We start from the raw sequence: 20,524 nt of genomic DNA on the forward strand, positions 1-20,524 counted from the left end.
TTATAACAGCGTATGAAGAAAATCTTTAATTCAATAATACTGTATGCAGGGTTATTTATAGCCTTTATTCTGGTGCTTTCCTGCCTTCAGCTCTACGAAAATGCCAACAGGCTCTTCGGAAGCAAGAGCAGTGACAGTAACTACTGGCTGACCTTCAGCAAGAAAATTACGCCTGATAATATCGGGCGAAAAGAACTTTTGGGCTTTAATGAAAACGATATCGCCAAGCTGAAGCAATGGGAAGAGGTGAAAAGTATTTATCCTTTTTCTGCCAATGAGTTTAAAGCTTCTGCCAATGGCGGGGATTTTATACCTTTTTACACGGATCTGTATTTCGAAGGGGTAGATATCAAGGCCATTGATGTTCCTCTGACTGAGGAAGATTTCCAGGTGAAAGGTGACGAAATTCCGATCATCATTTCAAGAGAATACCTGAATCTTTACAATTACGGATTTGCTTTAAACCAGGGGCTCCCACAGATTTCAGAAGATTTTGCAAAGAAAATCGAAGTGAACATCAATATCGTGGTCAATAAGGAGAATAAAAGCTATAAAGGAAGAATGGTCGGGCTTTCGGACAGGATACATTCTGTTCTGATTCCGAAAAAATTTCTTGATTCTCTGAATTTGGTTGCAAAGCCTGAATTAGCCCATCAACTGAAAATCTACAACAGGGTTCTGGTACAGGTGAAAGATTCCGGTGATGAGGGTCTGATCACCAAAATGAAAGAAAACAATTATGAATCTAACCAGGAAAGCCTGCGCTCCGCGAAGATCAAATCCAAACTTTTTCTTGTGCTGAAAGTAATTGCCGTTCTGGGAATTTTCATTTTTGCGCTTTGTCTTTATATTATCGTAAGCTTTATTAAAATCCGTTTCCTGGAAAAGCAGGAAGAGGTTTCTATTAAAAACAGTCTAGGATATTCTCCCAAAAAGATGGTAAGCGATATCAGCAGAACTTTTAGCATCAACTTGATGATTGTTTTGATCCTAAGTTTAGGCTTACTTGCTGTCGGGCAATATTTTTTGGCAAAATCGGGTGTTTCCAACGGATTATTATCCTTTTATATCAATCCTTTGCTCTGGATGGCCATCATTATTATTCCCATACTGGTTTATTTCTTTGTGAAAGAACTGATTTACCGATGGCTCATCAGGTCATGGAAAATATAAATAAAACGACCATCGTGCTGATGGTCGTTTTTATTTTGTATAGGTTTATTTTTAATCTTTTGAGCCAAGATCGTCCATAGGATCGTCCATCCCCTTTATGATGTTTGAATGATATACTCTTTCTGAGCCCAGGAAATATATATTATGTCTTGCTTTTGCTATAATTCCGTCGTATTCCTTTTCTGTCATTCCCTCCGGAATGTCTTTCTGCTGATCCGAAGGTTTTCTGTAGACTTCCAGCGCTCCGTTCTCATTAAGAACGGCTTTTGCTACTTTAGCCTGCTCAAGATCATCTGCATACACTACAATATTATTTTTCCCGATGCTGTGTGTTCTGTATGCATCCAGCATTTCAGCGTCGTGAGCGAAGACGTAATCGAAAAACCCTTTGGTTTTTTCGTCTTCCTGATAATGATTCAATCCACTTTCTACGTTAGATTTTGAAACAATAATATTTGCTTCGTTAAATCCTTTTTCTCTTAAATCTCTTTTGATTTCCTCTGTATCTACAGTCTGCGGAAATACTGAAACTACTGTATAAGCCATAATATTTTATTTTGGTTACGGTCTACAGTACAAATGTTATGCAATTTATTCTCTGGAAGCCAATTAGTTTAAAAATTTCTCCAAAATATCTACTGCACACTTGGGAAGATTGGTTCCGGGACCGAAAATAAAATCGGCTCCGTTGGCATACAGAAACTCATAATCCTGCTGGGGAATTACGCCGCCTACTACGATCGTAATGTCATCAGCACCCAGTTTTTTCAATTCTTCGACGACTTGGGGAACCAGAGTTTTGTGTCCGGCTGCCAGAGATGATACGCCCAGGATATGAATGTCGTTCTCCACCGCCTGTTTTGCCACTTCTTCAGGGGTCTGGAACAGCGGGGCAACGTCCACATCGAATCCCATATCGGCAAATGCTGTCGCTACTACCTTAGCTCCTCTGTCGTGACCGTCCTGTCCCATTTTCGCCACCATTAATCTTGGGCGGCGGCCTTCTTCTTCCTCAAACTTCTGAGTCAGGTTCAGGGCTTTTTCGAAATATTCGTTCTTTCCTGCGTTCATGGCATAAACTCCTGAAATGGTTCTGATGTTTGCTTTATATCTCCCGAAGCTTTCTTCCATCGCATCGCTCATTTCGCCCAGGGTAACTCTTCTTCGGGCAGCCTCAATGCACAATTCCAGAAGATTTCCTTTCCCGGTTTTTGCACTTTCCCTGATTTCATCGAGAATATGGTTTACAGCTTCGGTATTCCTGTTCAGCTTGATAGATTCTAATCTTTCGATCTGTTTTCTCCGTACTTCCGTATTATCAATATCCAGGATCTCAATCTGGTCCTGTTTTAAATCCGATTTAAAGGAATTTACTCCAATAATGAATTCTTCACCACTATCAATTTTTGCCTGCTTTCTTGCTGCGGCTTCTTCGATTCTCATTTTTGGGATTCCGGCTTCTATCGCTTTCGTCATTCCGCCTTCCTGCTCTACCTCATCGATGTATTTCATCGCTTCTTCGATCATCTGCTGGGTAAGGCTTTCCACGAGGTTGCTTCCTCCCATCGGGTCAACCACGTCACAGATACCGCTTTCCTGCTGAAGAATAATCTGGGTATTCCGGGCAATTTTCGCCGAATAATCCGTAGGCAGGGCAATGGCTTCATCCAATGCGTTGGTATGGAGAGACTGGGTTCCTCCTAAAGCTGAGGACAATGCCTCAATGGCTGTTCTGGTAATATTATTAAAAGGTTCCTGCTCGGTTAAAGACCATCCTGACGTTTGTGAATGCGTTCTTAATGCCAAAGATTTTGGATTCTGAGGATTGAACTGTTTTAAAAGTTCAGCCCAGATGTATCTAGCGGCTCTCATTTTTGCAATTTCCATGAAATGATTCATTCCGATGGCCCAGAAGAATGATAATCTTGGGGCAAAATCATCGACATTCATTCCTGCTTTTATCCCTGTCCTCACATATTCAAGACCATCAGCCAGCGTATAAGCCATCTCCAGAACCGGAGTGGCTCCTGCCTCCTGCATGTGATATCCTGAAATAGAAATGGAATTGAATTTCGGGATATTCTTCGAGGTATATTCAAAAATATCGGCAATGATCTTCATGGAAGGTGCCGGTGGATAAATATAGGTATTTCTGACCATGAATTCTTTCAGGATATCATTCTGAATGGTCCCTGAAAGCAGCTCCTGAGAAACGCCCTGCTCTTCCGCTGCAACAATATAAAAAGATAAAATAGGCAAAACCGCCCCGTTCATGGTCATGGATACTGAAATCTGATCCAGTGGAATTTCGTTAAATAGAATCTTCATATCCTCCACAGAATCGATCGCAACTCCTGCTTTCCCCACATCGCCTACCACTCTGCCGTGATCCGAATCATAGCCTCTGTGTGTTGCCAGATCGAAAGCCACAGAAAGTCCTTTCTGACCTGCTGCCAGATTTCTTCTGTAAAAAGCATTGGATTCTTCTGCCGTGGAAAAGCCTGCATACTGACGGACCGTCCAGGGTTTCTGAACGTACATTGTAGAATAGGGACCTCTTAAATATGGAGCAATCCCCGGAGAAGTCTGTGTTAACGCTTCATTTTTCACGTCTTCTTTGGTATATGAAGATTTCAGCTGTAATCCGTCTTTTTCAAATGGATAGATTTCAGTCTGCTTGCCGGTGATGCTAAATTGAGGAGTTTTATTTTGAACTTCCCGTCTCATACTTTCAGATTTATAGATGGCTAAAAATAAGCATTTTTGAAATAACAGCTTCATCATGATAATGGATTCGTTACGTGTATTTTAAATCTCCTTTATCATGTTTTACATTTTGTTTAAATAAGGATATTTAATGGGCAACAGCTGTTTTTATTTCATCTCAGGCAGAAAATCTTCCGAGAGAAATGTATATTTATAAAAATGGGAGTTAAGTGCTGCGTTTACTAAAACTAATCACTGAATATAAAAAAGAGACCGCCAAAAAAGCGGTCTCTCTGTATTTAAAGGCAAAAATTTATTTTCCTAATTTTTTAATGCCCATTTCATATAAGGCAAAAGACAATTTATCGGCACTTTCACCGATCACCTGTTCTGTAGATCTTCCGGCTCCATGTCCTGCATTTTTTTCAATTCTCAGCAATATGGGTTTGTCACAGCTTTGTTTTTCCTGCAGTTCTGCTCCGAATTTGAATGAATGCGCAGGTACCACCCTGTCATCATGATCACTTGTCGTCACCATGGTCGAAGGATAACAGGTTCCTTTTTTAACGTTGTGAAGCGGTGAGTATGACTTCAGGTATTCGAACATCTCTTTACTGTCCTCAGCCGTTCCGTAATCGTATGCCCATCCTGCTCCTGCAGTGAACTTATTATACCGTAACATATCCAGAACGCCTACTGCCGGGAATGCCACTCTTGCGAGATCCGGACGCATCGTCATGGTGGCTCCTACCAGAAGACCTCCGTTTGATCCTCCGGAAATAGCCATATAATCTTTGGACGTGTAGCCTTTGCTCTGTAGATATTCTCCTGCAGCAATGAAGTCATTGAAAACATTTTTCTTCTGAAGCTTCGTGCCTGCATCGTACCATTTTTTACCATACTCGCCACCACCGCGAATATTGGGAACAGCATAGATACCTCCATTTTCCATCCAGATGGCATTGGTAACGGAGAAGGCTGGCTGTAAGCTTACATTGAAACCGCCATAGGCATACAGAATGGTAGGATTCTTGCCATTAAGCTTGGTTCCTTTTTTATAATTGATCATCATCGGAACTTTAGTCCCGTCTTTCGAGGTATAAAATACCTGCTCTGAAATATAATCTTCAGGATTGAATTTCACCTTCGGTTTCTGATATACTTCTGATTTTCCTGAGTCTACGTTAAATTTATAGGTCGTGCCCGGCATGATGTAATTGCTGAAAGAAAAATACAGATCTTTTTCCTTTTCTTTTCCTCCGAAACCGCCTACGTTTCCTTTTCCGGGAAGAACAATATCTCTTACCAGTTTACCTGATTTGTCATATTGTTTTACCTGGTCGATCGCATCCACCATGTACGTGGCAAAGAAATATCCGCCTCCTGAAGAAACAGACAATACGTTTGCGGTTTCAGGAATCACATCTTTCCAGGTGTCGGGAGCGGGGTTTTTAATGGTTGTTTTAACCAGACGTCCGTTTGGAGCATCTTTATCGGTATAGATAAAAATGTTATCTCCTTCCGTGTCTACAATGTTTGCATTGATGTCAAAACCTTTATTGATCTGAACAAAGTCTCCTCCGTTTTTTAAATCTTTGATGTATACTTCATTTCCGTTGGTCGCATTGGCCGCAGAAATAATCAGGTATCTCTGATCTTCGGTAACCGCTGCACCTAAATATCTTCTCGGTGTTTTTTCGCCTCCGAAAATCAATTGATCTTCAGACTGTTTTGTTCCGAGTTTATGGTAATAGACTTTGTGCTTATCGGTCATTCCGGAAAGCACCGTTCCTTCTTTCGGCTTGTCGTAACTTGAGTAATAGAACCCGTCGTCTCCCTGCCATGAAATGCCGCTGAATTTTACGTCAATAATGGTTTCATCGATCTGTTTTTTTGAAACCGCATCGAGGATGATGATTTTATTCCAGTCGCTTCCGCCTTCCGAGATCGAGTAAGCTGCCAGATTTCCTTTTTTGTTAAAAGAAAGATTCGCCAGAGAAGTGGTTCCTTTTTCCGAAAACTTATTAGGATCCAGGAAAACCTCAGTAGCCTTTGTTCCGTTATGAGTTCTGTATAAAACAGACTGCGCCTGCAGACCGTTGTTCTTATAATAATAGGTATAGTCTCCTTCTTTAAAGGGAGCTGAAATTTTTTCGTAATTCCAGATATCGGTCAATTGTTTTTTGATCTGATCTCTAAAGGGTATTTTTGAAAGATAGTTTTGGGTATACGCCACTTCTTCATCCACCCATTTTCCGGTAGCTTCAGAATCGTTTTCAAGATCTCTGAACGGGTCTGCCACGGCAGTTCCGAAATACGTATCGGTCTGATTTCCTTTTAAAGGTTTAGGATATTTCATGCTCTGAGAATACAATGATGCCGAGAATACAACGCCGGCAGTTAATAGGATCGGTTTAAAATTCATATCAAATTCGATTTTTTCAAAAATACGTAATCTCTATTAAATAAAAAAAATACGTTTTTGATACGGAGGCCATTCCGTAGAAACCCCTTCTTCAGGAAGCTTTAAATTCTTCTTTTGCTATAAAACATAAAAAGCAATCGTACCGACTGCTTCAAAATGTATCCCGAAATGATTACCTGCCGGAATTGATATTTTTAAAATAGAAATTATTCAGTTTCCATAAAAGCTCCTGTGGCCCACCGTTCCAGTAATATACGGCATCTCCCTTATAAATCTGATATAAGTTGATTTTTTCACTGTAAGAAGCTTCCTTACTGGCGCTTAACAGCTCATTGGTTAAATTTTTCAGGTATCCCCTTAGTTCTTTGACGCTCATTTTTTTCCCGTTTTTAAAATCAATGACAGAAACCTTTGCCGGAACTTTAATCATCACATCATAAAACACTTCAGATACATCCTGGCTCTGAGAATAATCATTTCTCATTGTTTCAATATTTCTGATGGTATACGTAGCTGTTTTAAACCGGTCGAATAATACGGTAAAATAATTTTTAACGTCCTCACGGCATTCTTTACCTATCTTGTCGGAAAATCCGGAAAGAAAAAGATTCGTTAAACCTGTAATTTCCTGTTCCTGAGTAGATTTTATATTATTCTGGTAAACACCATCGTCCTGTACAAAGTTTTTCAGATAAGCATTAAGTCGGACCAGAGAAGTTTCGTCATGCCTTACGAAAGTATTAAAGTATAAACCGAAAACTTCATCCGGTTTTAAGACAGTTGATTGTGCGTTCAGGTTTTTAACACAAAAAATCAGCATTAAAAACAGCAGACATTTAATTCTTCCCATAGTTCAAATTATTGTTACATTCCATTGGACGTACCGCCAAAAAAAGCTCCTGATTCACAAGAGCTTGATTTATTTACGTTCTATATTAATAGTTATCTTCTTCGCCTTTCATCTTTTCGGCATTTTCGGCCATGATCACGGCATCGATCATTTCGGAAATATCACCGTTCATATAGGCGTCGAGATTATACATTGACTTATTGATTCTGTGATCGGTCACTCTTCCCTGAGGATAATTGTACGTCTTGATTTTTGCCGAACGGTCACCGGTAGACACCATAGATTTACGCTGTGCTGCTATATCGCCCTGAACCTTCTGCAATTCTATATCATACAATTTTGTTCTTAACATCTCCATTGCCAGTTCACGGTTAGCCAGCTGTGAACGTGCCTGCTGACAAACCACTACCATTCCGGAAGGTTTATGGGTAAGCTGTACCTTGGTTTCCACTTTGTTAACGTTCTGACCTCCGGCTCCCCCTGAACGCGAAGTCTGCATTTCAATATCTGCAGGATTCAGTTCGAAATCCACTTCTTCAGCTTCCGGCAAAACAGCAATTGTAATGGCTGAAGTATGAACCCTGCCCTGTGATTCTGTTTCAGGAACACGCTGTACCCTGTGCACTCCGGATTCGAATTTCATGACTCCGTATACGCCTTCACCTTCCACTTTCATGATCAGTTCCTTGTAGCCTTTAGCCGCTTCGTTAGCATCGGTCACTTCATGTCTCCATCCCTTCGTTTTGAAATACATGGTATACATTCGGTACACATCTTCTACGAAAATAGCCGCTTCGTCGCCACCGGTTCCGGCACGAAGTTCTACGATGACGTTTTTATCATCAGCCGGATCTTTCGGAATTAGTAATACTTTCAGCTCATCTTCCAATCCCGGAATTTTTTCCAAGGCCTCGTTTTTTTCGATTTTTGCCAATTCAACAAAATCTTTATCTGAACCGTCAGCAATGATTTCATCAGATTCTTCGATGGTATCCAAAGCTCCTTTATATTGATCGTATACTCTTACAATTTTTCCCAAATCGCTATATTCTTTATTCAGAGAAGAATATCTTTTCTGGTCCGAAATGACATCTGGCTGAATAATAAGGTCTGCCACCTCATTATATCTTTGTTTTATAGCTTCTAATTTTGGAATTAATGATTTAGACATTATGGAATTTTTGTGAATGCAAAGATAAGAATAATTAATTCATTCTGGATATGGATTACGGATGTATCAATCTGTTTTTAAAGCACAGTAGGTAAGTGTAATTTTTTAAATCCGCAGATCCTTTCTTATGTAAAAGTATATTCAAAAATCCTCTTACTGTAATAACAGAAGGAAATTATGAATCAGACAAAGGCCGTCTTTTATCTATTAAATACAGAATCATTCCAACTGCTACAATGCCGAGTCCGATAATGCTTTCCCGCGGATTATGAATAAAGGTAAAATACAAAATATAGATGCTGAACAACAAGAAGACAGAAGGAAAAATATAAAAAAGATCCGATTTAAATATCTTCCGGTCTTTCTTTTTGAGAAAGAAAACCGTAGATACGGAAAGACTGGCAAAAAGCTGTAATAAAAAAGCAGTATAAACAAAAATTTCTTTAAACGTTCCGGTGAGAATAATTAAAACAGCAATGACTGTATGCGCAAAAATAGCCCGTAGCGGGATTCCTTTTTTATTATTGACAGATAAAGATTTCCATAAATGGTTTTCTTTTGCAAAAGCCTGCGTCAGCCTGGAGCCTACCCATAAATATCCACTGATCGTCGCTACCAGCTGCAGGGCTATGAAAATATTCACCACTTTTCCGAAGCTCAGTCCGAGCATGTTATTGGCTGCTTTATCCATTACATCTTCTTTTCCGGCCAGCTGATCCAGTGAGGCATGCTTCAGCATGATATAATTAATTAAAACATAGCACACCGTTACGAAAACCGTTCCTATAATCAGTGATTTCGGTAAGTTTTTCTGGACATCTTTTATCTCTCCCGCAATATATGAAGCAGAATTCCAACCTGTGTAGGAATAGGTCACAAAAACCAATGAGGTAGCGAAGGCAGGCATCATCATTTCCTTCTGCCAGCTTTCTCCGAAGCTGAGACTGTTTCCTGTATCAGGATCCGAAAGGACGACTCCCAGAATAATAAGAACGATAACAAAAGCGACTTTGATAAAAGTGAAAAAATTATGAAATTTACTTGATGATTTTAAGCTAAAAGACAAAGACAGCGACACCAATATAATGATCGCTATGGAAAATCCTGTACCGAAAGTATAATTAAAAACAGAAAGGTATTTCGACATTGCCAGCGCAGCCAAAGCCACCGGAGAGGAAAAGCCGATAATCAGAGAGACCCAGCTGACCAGATAGCCCAGGATAGGATGGTACGTTTTTTTTAAATACAAAAAATCACCTCCGTTACCTTTAAAATGCGAGCCTAATTCGGCATAGCAAAAAGCTCCGAACAGTGCCAGCATCCCTCCGATAATCCAAAGTAAAAATATGCTGTAGGTGTTTGTAATATCTACCAGCTGAAATCCTAAGGTCGTAAAAATCCCGGTACCGATCATACTGGAGACAACAATAGCTACAGCGGTTTTCCAGCCGATCTGATGTGAAGGTGCACTCATTATTCGGATTTTAAATATAAAAAATAAGAAACTGCCCCATGGATTTGCGGTATTATTCTGGTACAAATTATATAGGTCATGGCTGTTACTGCTAAAAATTAAAATTAAGTCTTCCGAAAAAATAGCTTCCCAGTGTTCCCATCTGAACGGGCGCATATTTAAAAACCCCGTAATATGAGTTTTCATAAATCTGCAGATCCGGAAAGACATCGAACACATTATTGGCTCCAAGGGTCAAGTTAACATTTTTTGTAAGAGTATATCCTACACTCAGGTCTGTTACCACTTTTGGGGCAAACTCCTGAACTCCTCCGAATGGATATCCGTCTCTGGTAACTTTCCCGAAATAGGTATTTCTTACCAGAAAATTAAATTTCCCGATCCCGTAATTCAGTCCTAATGTTGCTTTTGTTTTAGGTGATAATGTTTCGATAATATTGATCTGGTCCGGTCCGAAAAACTCTTCCTGAGGGGTCTGCAGGTTGGCAGGGAAATGGAAATCCGTAATTTTTGTTTCGGTATAATTTCCTGCAAGGTTCATATTTAAATTTCCTTTTCCTAATTTCCAGTCGTAGGAAACTACCACATCTACTCCTTTTGTTTCCGTATCAATGGCATTGGCGAAAAATCTTGCACTTTCGACTCCGTAAGCCGCTAACCGGTCATCTGTAATATTACTTGTGATCACGATTCTGTCTTTTACCTTAATCAGATAGCCATCCAGCGTGATCAATAATCCTTTAACAGGTTTCAGGGTAAATCCGAGACTTCCGTTTACTGATGTTTCCTGTTTTAACTGATCAAAGCCAAGTACCTTCGCCGCTTCACTGTCATTATTAAAAATCCCTTTTATTACAATTCCGCTTCCTGTGGTTGAAATATCCGCATAGGAATTATTAAAATACTGCTGCTGCAAAGAGGGCGCTCTGAAGCCTGTTCCTACCGCACCACGAATGGCATAATTTGTAATAAATTCATACCTGACAGCTAATTTTCCGTTCAGGATACTTCCGAAATCCGAATAATTTTCAAACCTTGCAGCGGCATCGATATTTAATTTTTTATTCAGATCATAAGAAACGTCTGCGTACAAAGCTGTAGAAGTTCTTGATTTTTTCAAAGCATTCTCCGGTGAAAAGCCGATAAAGGACTGTGCCCCTCCATTCCCTTCCACAGTAGCTCCCGGAACCGCTATATTTCCATTCACATCATATCTCGCGTAGGAAGCTTCTTCTCCTGCCTTAAGCTCATATTGCTCAAACCTGAATTCTCCACCAAATGCGACATTAAACCTGTTGAGGTTTTTAGATACGTCAAGATTGACTGTATTCTGGAGGAAACTATGTGCCCCGGCATAAAAACTGGTGGGTGATTTTGCGCCTAATGATGCATTTACCGTATTGCTGACATCATAATTGAAGGTATTGCTTCCGAAAGTGTTGCTCAGGTCAAACAGCCATTGATTAACGTCATATTTCGCGCCCACTGCGTAAGAGATGTCATAAACTTTGGATCCTAAGGTCGGCTGAAATCCATTAGGATAAATAGAAGCTACCGTATTTGATTTTTCGTTGGGAAGCCTTCTGAATCCGAAGCCCTGCCCTTCTTTGATACTGAACCCTCCGAAAGAGTAGATCCTGAACTGGTCATTAACAGGATATTCCGAATTAAAGAACAGCTGAGCCTGTTTTATCTGTGCGTCACCAATCTGGAAATTAAAGTCGTCACGGGACAAACCGTTCTGAGCAATTAAAGCATCATCATCCGCTCTTGCTTTACCGGGGTCGGCCGCAAAATCATAGGCAAAGTTATCTCCGTAAATGTCCAGATTATGATTCTGCGTTCTGGTGGTTTTTCCCCGGTAGTTCAGCTGAAGAGACAGGTTGATATAACTTTTGTCTTTTCCTAACGAAGCTCCGTAGTTTATGCCGCCCTGGTAGGTTTCCCCATCATTCCTGCCTGTAATTCCATAATTGAGACTGGCGGAAGCACCTGTATTTTTTTTAAGAATAATATTAATAACCCCGGCAATGGCATCGGAGCCGTACTGGGCCGCAGCTCCGTCTCTCAGCACTTCTATCCTGTCGATCGCAATCACAGGAACCGTACTTAAATCTGTTCCTACCGAGCCATTGCCTACCGTATTCTGATAATTGACCAACGAAGTGGTATGGCGCCTTTTACCATTCACCAGTACTAAAACCTGATCTGGACCCATTCCGCGTAACGTTACCGGGTCGATATGCTCGGTTCCGTCTGAGGATGATTGCCTCACTGCATTAAAGGACGGGATGATATAATTTAAGAGATCCTGAACCGTAGTCTGTGGCGCAGACTGCTGAATTTTTTGAATATTGATGACATCTACCGGAACAGGTGTTTCCAGTTTTGTCCTTTTAACATTTCGGTTACCGACTATGACTACATCTTCTATCTGTTTTTCTTTTTCTTCTTCCTGAGCCGATACCAACACTGCTCCAAGCAATAATACAGATATGCTTAGTTTTTTCATCTCTTGTTTTTCTAAAATTATTAATATACCCGGACGGCCAGCACCGCCAATAAAGATCGTTCAAGAAATGGAATAAATATAAGAATATTGACTTCACTTATCTTCCCCCAATCGGGTTGGAATTAGCACCTTTACATCGATGAATGGTGTCGGTTGCTAAGGTTTCACAGGGCCAAATCCCTCCACCTTTCTTGATAATCTACTGCAAAGGTAGACTAATAATTTAATATGGCAAAAAATAGAAACCGATCAGCTTAATCGATCATTACCAATTGTGAATAACTTGTGGATAAGCTGTTAATTAGCTATCAGCAGTGTGTGAATTGCATATTGATAAGTCTAAATCAACTAAAGTTTTAAAATTTATATTCGTGGATAACCTATGGAAAACGTCTTAGTAAGCTATTAGTATCAGATGGATAAATGATATGCATTCCGCGGATAGCCATGTGAGTAAAATATGGAAAAGGTATTAATAATGCGTGGATAGCCTATCATTTATTGCGGATTAAATATGGATAAACAAAAAAAGAGATCACTCGCATGATCTCTTTTTAATGAACTGACAGACTTATCCACAGGCTATTTTACCATCATTTTCTGAATAGCAATTCCCGTATCTGATTTTAAATAAACCAAATACACTCCTGCCGGATAATTTATTTTCACTTCATCAATCCCATTCTCTCTGATAAGTTTAAACGAATCTAATTTTTTTCCGCTCATATCATATATAGTAACCTCTCCATTCTTCACCTTATTGTACTTTAGCTTGGCCACTCCGTTTTTTACCGGGTTATCCACAATCTGAAGAGACAACTTATTCCCTGCATTTTCATCTATTGTGGATAAAGTGGATGAATTGTTACCGAAAATTCTGAATTCCCCGGGCTGAAGTGTGACGGGAGCTGTCGTGGAAGTGACATCTGAAATTGTATTATCCATTAAATTCTTCCACTGTCCCGTGTACGGAAAATAAGGGACTACACTTTGTGAGGTGGTATTATAATTGGCCAGCACCACGATATTTTTAACACCGTTTACCGTATTATCGTATATATAAATTCTTGTGATAAGACCATTCGGGTCATTTGCGAGGTTATTAGACTCTACCGTATAGGTTTTAGATTTGAATACCGGATTGGTATTTCTGAGGTTAATAATTTGTGCCCAGGTATCATATACCGTTTTTCTGTTGGCATTCGTATCGTATCCTAATGTGAAAGCCACAGGCTTTTCATCTGTTCTGCAACCGTTATTTATGGATCCATCTGCACATCTGTTGATGCTGAAATCGTACCCCAATTCTCCAAACTGCCAGATCATTTTTGGTCCCGGAATGGTAAAGAACGTTGCTCCGAAAGTTTTCATTCTGGTAAGTGCCGTATTAAGATCTTTTACACTATAAGACCCGTTTATTGCTCCATATTCAAGGTTTTTAAACATCAGCCTTTCCTCATCATGACTCTCTCCGTAACCGACAGCATGCATATTGGTAAAGCCGTGAAGCGCATGATTCATCCTATCGTAATTGCTGTTCTCTTTGTAACCCATCGTATTTTGGTTATAAGGATCGGTCTGCTTGTTCCATAACATCACTCCTTTTCCTTCTGCAATTCTGTAATTTGCCCATTCCTGCTCTTCCTGATCTGTTCCCAGATGCTCAAAAATCATATAAGAATTGGGATCAGCAGCCCATTGCCTGTCTGCATAATATTTTAACACATCCACCCTGTCCTGTTGATAGGCATTGGTACAGGCTTCATCATTTTCAGAACAGTTTTGTGTAAAGCCTTTGGTTAAATCCCAACGGAAACCATCAATCTTATACTCCGTCAGCCACTGCTGCAGGCATCTTTCAACGTAATATTTAGTTGAGCTGCTTGAGTGATTAAAATCATTGAAAACATTATAGGAATGTTTCGGAACGGTATTAAAATATGGATTATTGGCAGCTACCTCTCCGTACCCGCCACCATCGGGATCTACATTCCACAGTCTTACCAGCGGAGATCTTCCTGTCGCATGATTAAAAGCCACATCCAGGATCACGGCAATACCATTCTGGTGGCAGAGATCGACAAACTCCTTAAATTTTTCCGGGGTTCCGTAAGCCTTATCTAAGGCATAATGGAAAGAGGTATTATAGCCCCATGAAAGATTCCCTTCAAATTCCATAATGGGAAGCAGCTCAACAGCATTAATGTTGAGTCCTTTTAAATAAGAGATCTTATTAATAAGGGACTGCCAGTTTTTTTCCTGAGTGAAATCCCTGAGCAATAACTCATACACCACCAGGTCATTCTTCGGAGGCCGTTGGAAGTTGGTCACCTGCCAGTTATACGGAGTCTGTCCTGTTTTAAACATCGAAACTTCAAAACCCTGTCCCGGAGGAAACTGAGGAAGGTTCGGATAAGTAGTTGGTGAGATCCACTGGTCATCATACGAGGATAAAATCTGTGGAGAATAAGGATCTGCCACTTTTTTCAGATCGTTGGTTCTATACTGGAAAGTATATAGCTGCTGTGGAGTTATTCCCGACAGTTCGATCCAGTATAAATCCGGATTCGAGGTATCTCTTTTCATCAAATATGTGTCATTTACTGTCCAGTTATTAAAACTTCCGATGACATGAACGAAATTTTTAGATGGGGCATACAGCGCCAGCCCAACTTTTGTCTGATCTGCCGGATCATAGTTTATGCCCTGTTTGATCCAGCTGGGAACAGATTCTGAAACGACGTTTCTCGGAACCTGCAGGATAAATGAGGAACTCTTGGATGTCGCACCTTGGCTCGCAATTAATTCCATATTCGCATCTTCTGTAACGGTATAATTATAGGAATATGAAGCAGAAGGTGTTGTGGTCGAATGCACTACCACTCCATTGGCCTTAAGCTGAAAAAGAGCATTTACATTGGTGGTTGCAGTGACTGCAATTGAATTTCCTGCGATCACTGAAGTCAGGCTATTGGCTGCGGGACTGGTCATAGTCAGAGCAAGCACTCCTACGTTGACAAAAATATCCGGAGAGGTCTGATGCGCGCCTGTTTTATCCTTTAATAAAAAGCCGAATCTTCCGATTCCCGTTCTTGCGTAAAACGAAGCAGGTGTAAACGTTAATGAATAAGTATCGGTCCCTAAATTATACGTAAGCCTGTTAGCCTCGTTTGAGCTGTTCCAGCTGCCGTTTGTAGGGCAGTCCTGGCTGTTCTGATAATTGGTATCGAACGACCACGTCCAGATGTAGACTGCATGATTCACAACTCCCCAGGCCGATTCATCGATTTGACTACCGGGCACCGTAAGCGTGATTTGGTCCGTTTCGTTGAACGGATTTGGTGTTATTGTATAGCTGATCTGTCCAAAGACCAGCGTAATCATCAGCAATAAAACACCGGAATAAAATTTCTTCATAAAATTTTGATTTTTCAGTTAGTATCTATACGAATGTAGTTTATTTTTAGAAAAATATTAATTTTTTTTCATCAAACCATGGCACAAAGATCCAGATATTTGATTGCCCAATTTCTACAATTACCATCAGCGCCTTCCGTTTTGTTTATTTGTAGTGAAAAATATTTTAAAACAAAAGGCCGTCACAACGAGTGTAAGCGGCCTTTATTATTTTTTTCAAACTTCTGAAATAATTATATTATAGAAGATGTTGAAGTCCCATTATTTTATTGTAAGACAGATTCTTTCGTCCATCGTTTTATCCGGTATTTTAATTTTTAATGATTTTATCAGAGAGTTTCTGCCCATTCTTTAATGTTAATTCGATAATGTATATTCCTTTGGGAAGTTCCTGCAGATCAACTTGGTTATCAGAAACTTTGCTCTTCATTTTCTGACCTCCAATACTGAAAATATTTACATTTTCAATTTTCGAATCTGCTTCAACGTTCAGAATTCCATGGGTAGGGTTAGGATAGATTCCGATGGTATTTAATCTGATATCAGAAGTGTTTAGTGACGTAGTTTCCTTTATACATCTTACTGCTGCACCCTGGCCTCTGGGCGCTCCGGATGAAGGGTTGGCATTTGTACTTCCGATGTATAAATATTTTCCTCCTGTACTTGCCGTATCGGCACTCCAGTAATACCCTCTCTGACCTACGAATGTAAATCCACCTGTAGTATTGCTCCGATATCCTGACGCCGGCATTTTCAATGTACTTGCATAGGCCGATGCAGGATTTATAATGGTTTCGGAGCCTACCAATAATGTCCAGTCTGCCTGAGACGGCATCTTCCAGTCCTGCCCAACGGCTTTACAGGGATCTGCCCCAATAGACGCTGTCACTGCAGAATCATCTTTTGCAGTCCATGCATCGCTCGTGGCGTTGGTAGACCACCAGGAACCTGTTCCCGATCCAATCATAAATGAATTGCTTCCTGCCAAACCATCCGGTGAGTTTAGAGAAGGAACTGATGAGGTAGCCGAATTTCTCAGCTGATGTCCATCGTCCCATCTTCCCCATTGGAATAAATCTCCATAAGAATCAACATCGGTCACAGAGGTCGCCACTTGCGAGCTTCCTAAATTTTGCTGTAACCAGATTTTTCCGTCGTTTCCCCTCACCGTAGCATAGGAAACCGATTGCCCTCTGTAGGTGAATGTAGCACATCCAAGGTCTCCCGGATTAGTTCCCGGATCAGTATTATTACATGTATTCTTGGAAAGATCATATTTTCCTGCTGTGTTGACTGCAAAATTATTGTAGATGGTATCTCCTGCTGTAGCCGTCCCTACGCTTCCAACATTTTCCCATTGCTGAGCAGGCGCCAAACTCCCCATAAGGGCTACCAATCCTAATCCTGCACCAATTTTTCGCATTCCAAACTCTAAATGTCCGAACATAAGCATTATTATTTTTATTTATTCTAAATTATATTTAATTTTGCACAAAATTACTTTACCTAATTCAACTGAAGTTATCATTTCCAAACTTTGTGTTATCCTATGAGAAGCTTTTATTTCAAATTGTACCAAGTCCGTCAAATCCATTCCGTATGAAGCATCAAAGTAAAAAAGGAATATTGTTCAGGTCTGAAGATATCAGAATTCTGATGCAGGAAGAGTCCTGTCCGGAAAACAGATCCCATATGATTGAGGGTAACTCGGGTTTTAATCTGCTTTTTTTTCTCAGCTCCAATATACATCTGAATGCCCACGACTGCGGAACTCAACTGTCGTTTAAAAAAAACCAGTATATTCTCCACTACTCTCCGGAAGAAAATAATGCGGACTTGCGGACGGAAAATAAGGAGTCTTTAGAATATCTCCACATACAACTTGATTATCAGTATATTTTTAATCTTATCAATCCCGAATCTCATAAGGAAAATGCCGGTATTCTGGAAAGTATGATTAAAAACAATTATATTTTTCTCCACAAAGGAACCCCACCCGACATGACCGTGGAAATGCATATGATTCTGAGAGAAATCATCGGTTATTCTAAGAAAGGGGTTATGCAGAAATTATTTATCGAAGCCAAAGTGATCCAACTTCTCATGCTTATTTTTGAACAGTTTGATCAAAAAAATATAATCGAAGAAGCTCCGCAAGCACCTGCTGTTATTAAGAAATTTATTGACGAAAATTATCATAAGAATATCAGGGCTGAAGAAATAGGGAAGCTCATGGGTTTCAATCAAAATAAAATCAGAAAAGATTTTAAAGCCTGCTATCATATGACGGTAACGGATTATATTTCTGAACTGAGAATGCTAAAGGCGAAAAAACTGATCACCGATAAGAAGATGATGATCAAAGAAATTGCTATTGAATGCGGATATGAATACGTCCAGAATTTTACCCGGGCTTTTAAGAAAAAATACGGCGTATCTCCTGAAAAGTTAAGAACCGAATAAATAAAAAACCACTTAATAAATTAAGTGGTTCCGTATATGTTGTTTTGCTTTGATATTGCTTTTTCAGAATTCAGGTGAAAAAGCAATGAGCATCAGTTAATGATGTCCGTGACTGTCGTGACCGTGATCATGAATAAAAGGCCCGTGACCTTTAGGCTCGTTGTAGATTACTTCCACACCTTCCTGCTCATAGATCATTTTGCTTCTGATTTCCTCAGGATCAAAAGGTTTTACTTTTCCGAAATACTCCTTTAAACCTTCTGTCAACCACATTGGAATTACCAACCCGAAGAACATAAAGATACACCAGAACCCTACTAGGAACATTACCACGAAGAAAATAGTCCAAAGGAACTGGTAAAACGGCCAAAATGCTGATAAAATCGTTATCATTTTCTTAAAGATTTTAGGCAAAAATAGGACTTTTTATTTTTTTACACAAAAGATACCTGTCCTATTTTATAATTTATACTGATTTTAATTTAAAAACAGACTAACCGAGGATAAACACCCATAACAGTTGCCTGATTTTTCCCGGTCTGTCTACTATTGATCTGTTAATGCGCAAGCGCTGCAAAGAAGTCATTCCCTTTATCATCGGTAATGATGAATGCGGGAAAATCTTTTACCTCGATTTTTCGTACAGCTTCCATTCCCAATTCCGGGAAATCCACGACCTCAACAGAGAGAATATTGTCTTTCGCCAGGATGGCAGCTGGTCCGCCGATCGAGCCGATATAAAAACCTCCGTACTTATGGCATGCGTCTGTTACATCTTTTGTCCGGTTGCCTTTTGCCAACATGACCATACTTCCGCCGTGACTCTGGAATTCATCTACATACACATCCATTCTTCCTGCCGTTGTAGGCCCGAAACTTCCCGAAGCCATTCCTTCCGGTGTTTTCGCGGGGCCGGCATAATAGATTGGGTGATTTTTGAAATATTCGGGCATAGGCTGTCCTGCATCTAAGAGTTCCTTTATTTTTGCATGAGCAATATCTCTTGCCACAATTAAAGTCCCGTTTAATTTTAACCTTGTTTTGATCGGATACTTCGAAAGTTCAGCCAGAATTTCAGGCATCGGCCGGTTTAAATTAATCTCAACTGCTTCTTCAAGATGTGGCGGTGTAGCAGGTAAAAATCTTTTAGGGTCCTGCTCCAGCTGCTCTAAGAAAATTCCTTCTTTTGTAATTTTTCCTCTGATATTTCTATCTGCGGAACATGACACTCCCATTCCTACGGGGCAGGAAGCGGCGTGACGCGGAAGTCTGATCACACGGACATCATGCGTGAGATATTTTCCTCCAAACTGTGCCCCGATAGAACTTTCCTGGCATATTTTCTGAATTTTTGCTTCCCACTCCAAATCTTCTGAATGCCTGTCCGGCTTCGTTTCCTTCAGTAGGAAGATGATCATAGTATTTGGCAGATGCTTTCTTTACCGCTGCCAGATTGGCCTCTGCAGAAGTTCCTCCGATAACCAGTGCCAGGTGATAAGGCGGGCAGGCCGCTGTTCCCAGATCTGAGATCCGTTCTTTTACAAAAGCTTCGAGAGATTTTTCGTTAAGTAAAGATTTTGTTTTCTGATAAAGAAAAGTTTTGTTTGCCGAGCCTCCTCCTTTTGTCAGGAATAAAAATTCGTAATAATCTCCCTTTTTAGCATAAATATCGATCTGTGCCGGAAGATTTGATCCCGAATTTTTCTCATCAAACATCGTTAAAGGGACCACCTGAGAGTATCTTAAGTTCCTTTTCTGGTAGGTATTGTAGATTCCTCTGCTCAAATATTCACCATCATCTACTCCGGTGTAGACATTTTCTCCTTTCTTACCCATTACAATTGCGGTTCCCGTATCCTGGCAGGATGGTAAAGCCCCTTCGGCAGCGACAGCAGCATTCTGTAATAAATTATAGGCAACGAATCTGTCATTGTCAGTGGCTTCAGGATCATCAATAATTCTTCTGAGACTTTCCAGGTGAGAAGAACGGAGCATGAAAGAGACATCTGCCATCGCTTCCTCCGCCAATAGCTCAAGTCCTTTCGGATCTACTGTTAAGATTTCCCTGCTTCCCAACTGTTCTAATTTTACATAATCTGATGTAAGTTTCTTATACACCGTATCATCTTTCTGAATCGGATACGGATCCTGATATCTAAATTCCATTTCAATTTTTCTTGGTGCAAAAATACGGCTTAGCCAAAAATACATGAGCAAAATCAGTGGTCAGACTGATATTTATAATGATTATAAATTGCATGTTTTTGTATTATTAATTAACTTTATAAGCTGAGGCTAAAGAGAAGATTCAGGATAAAATCTACCCGCTAAAT

Annotated in this window: 12 protein-coding genes, 1 pseudogene and 1 riboswitch; of the genes and pseudogenes, 2 read left to right on the plus strand and 11 right to left on the minus strand. The window is 40.1% G+C overall.

All coding sequences use genetic code 11. The features are described 5' to 3' along the window. Nucleotides 1-12 precede the first annotated feature (12 nt). The gene (locus ODZ84_RS13105; protein ID WP_266172787.1) at nt 13-1,173 is read left to right on the plus strand and encodes an FtsX-like permease family protein; all 1,161 of its coding nucleotides are present in this window, start codon (nt 13-15) and stop codon (nt 1,171-1,173) included. A gap of 51 nt (nt 1,174-1,224) precedes the next feature. Here the strand turns inward: ODZ84_RS13105 and ODZ84_RS13110 are convergent, their stop codons facing one another. The 9 genes from ODZ84_RS13110 to ODZ84_RS13150 all read right to left on the minus strand — a co-directional run bounded on the left by ODZ84_RS13110 (nt 1,225) and on the right by ODZ84_RS13150 (nt 17,175). Beyond that, a complete protein-coding gene (locus tag ODZ84_RS13110) occupies nt 1,225-1,719 on the minus strand; it encodes a hypothetical protein (protein ID WP_266172788.1) in 495 nt (164 codons plus the stop codon). Nucleotides 1,720-1,782: 63 nt separating this feature from the next. Continuing rightward, nucleotides 1,783-3,900, minus strand: coding sequence for a methylmalonyl-CoA mutase (scpA, locus tag ODZ84_RS13115; protein ID WP_266172789.1), 2,118 nt, complete (start codon nt 3,898-3,900; stop codon nt 1,783-1,785). A 292-nt stretch (nt 3,901-4,192) separates the two neighbouring features. Beyond that, nucleotides 4,193-6,304, minus strand: a complete 2,112-nt coding sequence (locus ODZ84_RS13120; RefSeq protein ID WP_266172790.1) for a prolyl oligopeptidase family serine peptidase — start codon at nt 6,302-6,304, stop codon at nt 4,193-4,195. 172 nt (nt 6,305-6,476) lie between these two features. Further along, a complete protein-coding gene (locus tag ODZ84_RS13125; RefSeq protein ID WP_266172791.1) occupies nt 6,477-7,154 on the minus strand; it encodes a hypothetical protein in 678 nt (225 codons plus the stop codon). Between the two features lie 85 nt (nt 7,155-7,239). Further along, nucleotides 7,240-8,325, minus strand: coding sequence for a peptide chain release factor 1 (gene prfA / locus ODZ84_RS13130; RefSeq protein ID WP_266172792.1), 1,086 nt, complete (start codon nt 8,323-8,325; stop codon nt 7,240-7,242). 175 nt (nt 8,326-8,500) lie between these two features. Beyond that, the gene (locus ODZ84_RS13135; RefSeq protein WP_266172793.1) at nt 8,501-9,799 is read right to left on the minus strand and encodes an APC family permease; all 1,299 of its coding nucleotides are present in this window, start codon (nt 9,797-9,799) and stop codon (nt 8,501-8,503) included. 91 nt (nt 9,800-9,890) lie between these two features. After that, on the minus strand, nt 9,891-12,311 hold the full coding sequence (locus tag ODZ84_RS13140; RefSeq protein ID WP_266172794.1) for a TonB-dependent receptor plug domain-containing protein: 2,421 nt from the start codon (nt 12,309-12,311) through the stop codon (nt 9,891-9,893). A 94-nt stretch (nt 12,312-12,405) separates the two neighbouring features. After that, nucleotides 12,406-12,512, minus strand: a riboswitch (SAM riboswitch). 381 nt (nt 12,513-12,893) lie between these two features. Further along, nucleotides 12,894-15,728: an alpha-amylase family glycosyl hydrolase gene (locus tag ODZ84_RS13145; protein WP_266172795.1), complete on the minus strand. Its 2,835-nt coding sequence runs from the start codon at nt 15,726-15,728 to the stop codon at nt 12,894-12,896. 310 nt (nt 15,729-16,038) lie between these two features. Next, nucleotides 16,039-17,175, minus strand: a complete 1,137-nt coding sequence (locus ODZ84_RS13150; protein WP_266172796.1) for a T9SS type A sorting domain-containing protein — start codon at nt 17,173-17,175, stop codon at nt 16,039-16,041. A 152-nt stretch (nt 17,176-17,327) separates the two neighbouring features. Here ODZ84_RS13150 and ODZ84_RS13155 point away from each other — a divergent pair, with 152 nt between their 5' ends. Beyond that, complete coding sequence (locus tag ODZ84_RS13155; RefSeq protein WP_266172797.1) at nt 17,328-18,191, plus strand: helix-turn-helix domain-containing protein; 864 nt, start codon at nt 17,328-17,330, stop codon at nt 18,189-18,191. Nucleotides 18,192-18,287: 96 nt separating this feature from the next. On the opposite strand, the gene ODZ84_RS13160 is transcribed toward ODZ84_RS13155, so the two are convergent. Beyond that, nucleotides 18,288-18,584, minus strand: a complete 297-nt coding sequence (locus tag ODZ84_RS13160) for a hypothetical protein (RefSeq protein ID WP_266172798.1) — start codon at nt 18,582-18,584, stop codon at nt 18,288-18,290. Between the two features lie 164 nt (nt 18,585-18,748). Continuing rightward, nucleotides 18,749-20,357: pseudogene (locus ODZ84_RS23450) on the minus strand (fumarate hydratase). Between the last annotated feature and the right edge of the window lie 167 nt (nt 20,358-20,524).

This window comes from Chryseobacterium fluminis (genome assembly GCF_026314945.1).
Classification (GTDB): Bacteria; Bacteroidota; Bacteroidia; order Flavobacteriales; family Weeksellaceae; genus Chryseobacterium; species Chryseobacterium fluminis.

Coding starts and splice junctions, on each gene's coding strand:
- ODZ84_RS13105 (WP_266172787.1), top strand. CDS start 13: ATGAAGAAAATCTTTAATTCAATAATACTGTATGCAGGGTTATTTATA.
- ODZ84_RS13110 (WP_266172788.1), bottom strand. CDS start 1,719: ATGGCTTATACAGTAGTTTCAGTATTTCCGCAGACTGTAGATACAGAG.
- scpA (WP_266172789.1), bottom strand. CDS start 3,900: ATGAGACGGGAAGTTCAAAATAAAACTCCTCAATTTAGCATCACCGGC.
- ODZ84_RS13120 (WP_266172790.1), bottom strand. CDS start 6,304: ATGAATTTTAAACCGATCCTATTAACTGCCGGCGTTGTATTCTCGGCA.
- ODZ84_RS13125 (WP_266172791.1), bottom strand. CDS start 7,154: ATGGGAAGAATTAAATGTCTGCTGTTTTTAATGCTGATTTTTTGTGTT.
- prfA (WP_266172792.1), bottom strand. CDS start 8,325: ATGTCTAAATCATTAATTCCAAAATTAGAAGCTATAAAACAAAGATAT.
- ODZ84_RS13135 (WP_266172793.1), bottom strand. CDS start 9,799: ATGAGTGCACCTTCACATCAGATCGGCTGGAAAACCGCTGTAGCTATT.
- ODZ84_RS13140 (WP_266172794.1), bottom strand. CDS start 12,311: ATGAAAAAACTAAGCATATCTGTATTATTGCTTGGAGCAGTGTTGGTA.
- ODZ84_RS13145 (WP_266172795.1), bottom strand. CDS start 15,728: ATGAAGAAATTTTATTCCGGTGTTTTATTGCTGATGATTACGCTGGTC.
- ODZ84_RS13150 (WP_266172796.1), bottom strand. CDS start 17,175: ATGTTCGGACATTTAGAGTTTGGAATGCGAAAAATTGGTGCAGGATTA.
- ODZ84_RS13155 (WP_266172797.1), top strand. CDS start 17,328: ATGAAGCATCAAAGTAAAAAAGGAATATTGTTCAGGTCTGAAGATATC.
- ODZ84_RS13160 (WP_266172798.1), bottom strand. CDS start 18,584: ATGATAACGATTTTATCAGCATTTTGGCCGTTTTACCAGTTCCTTTGG.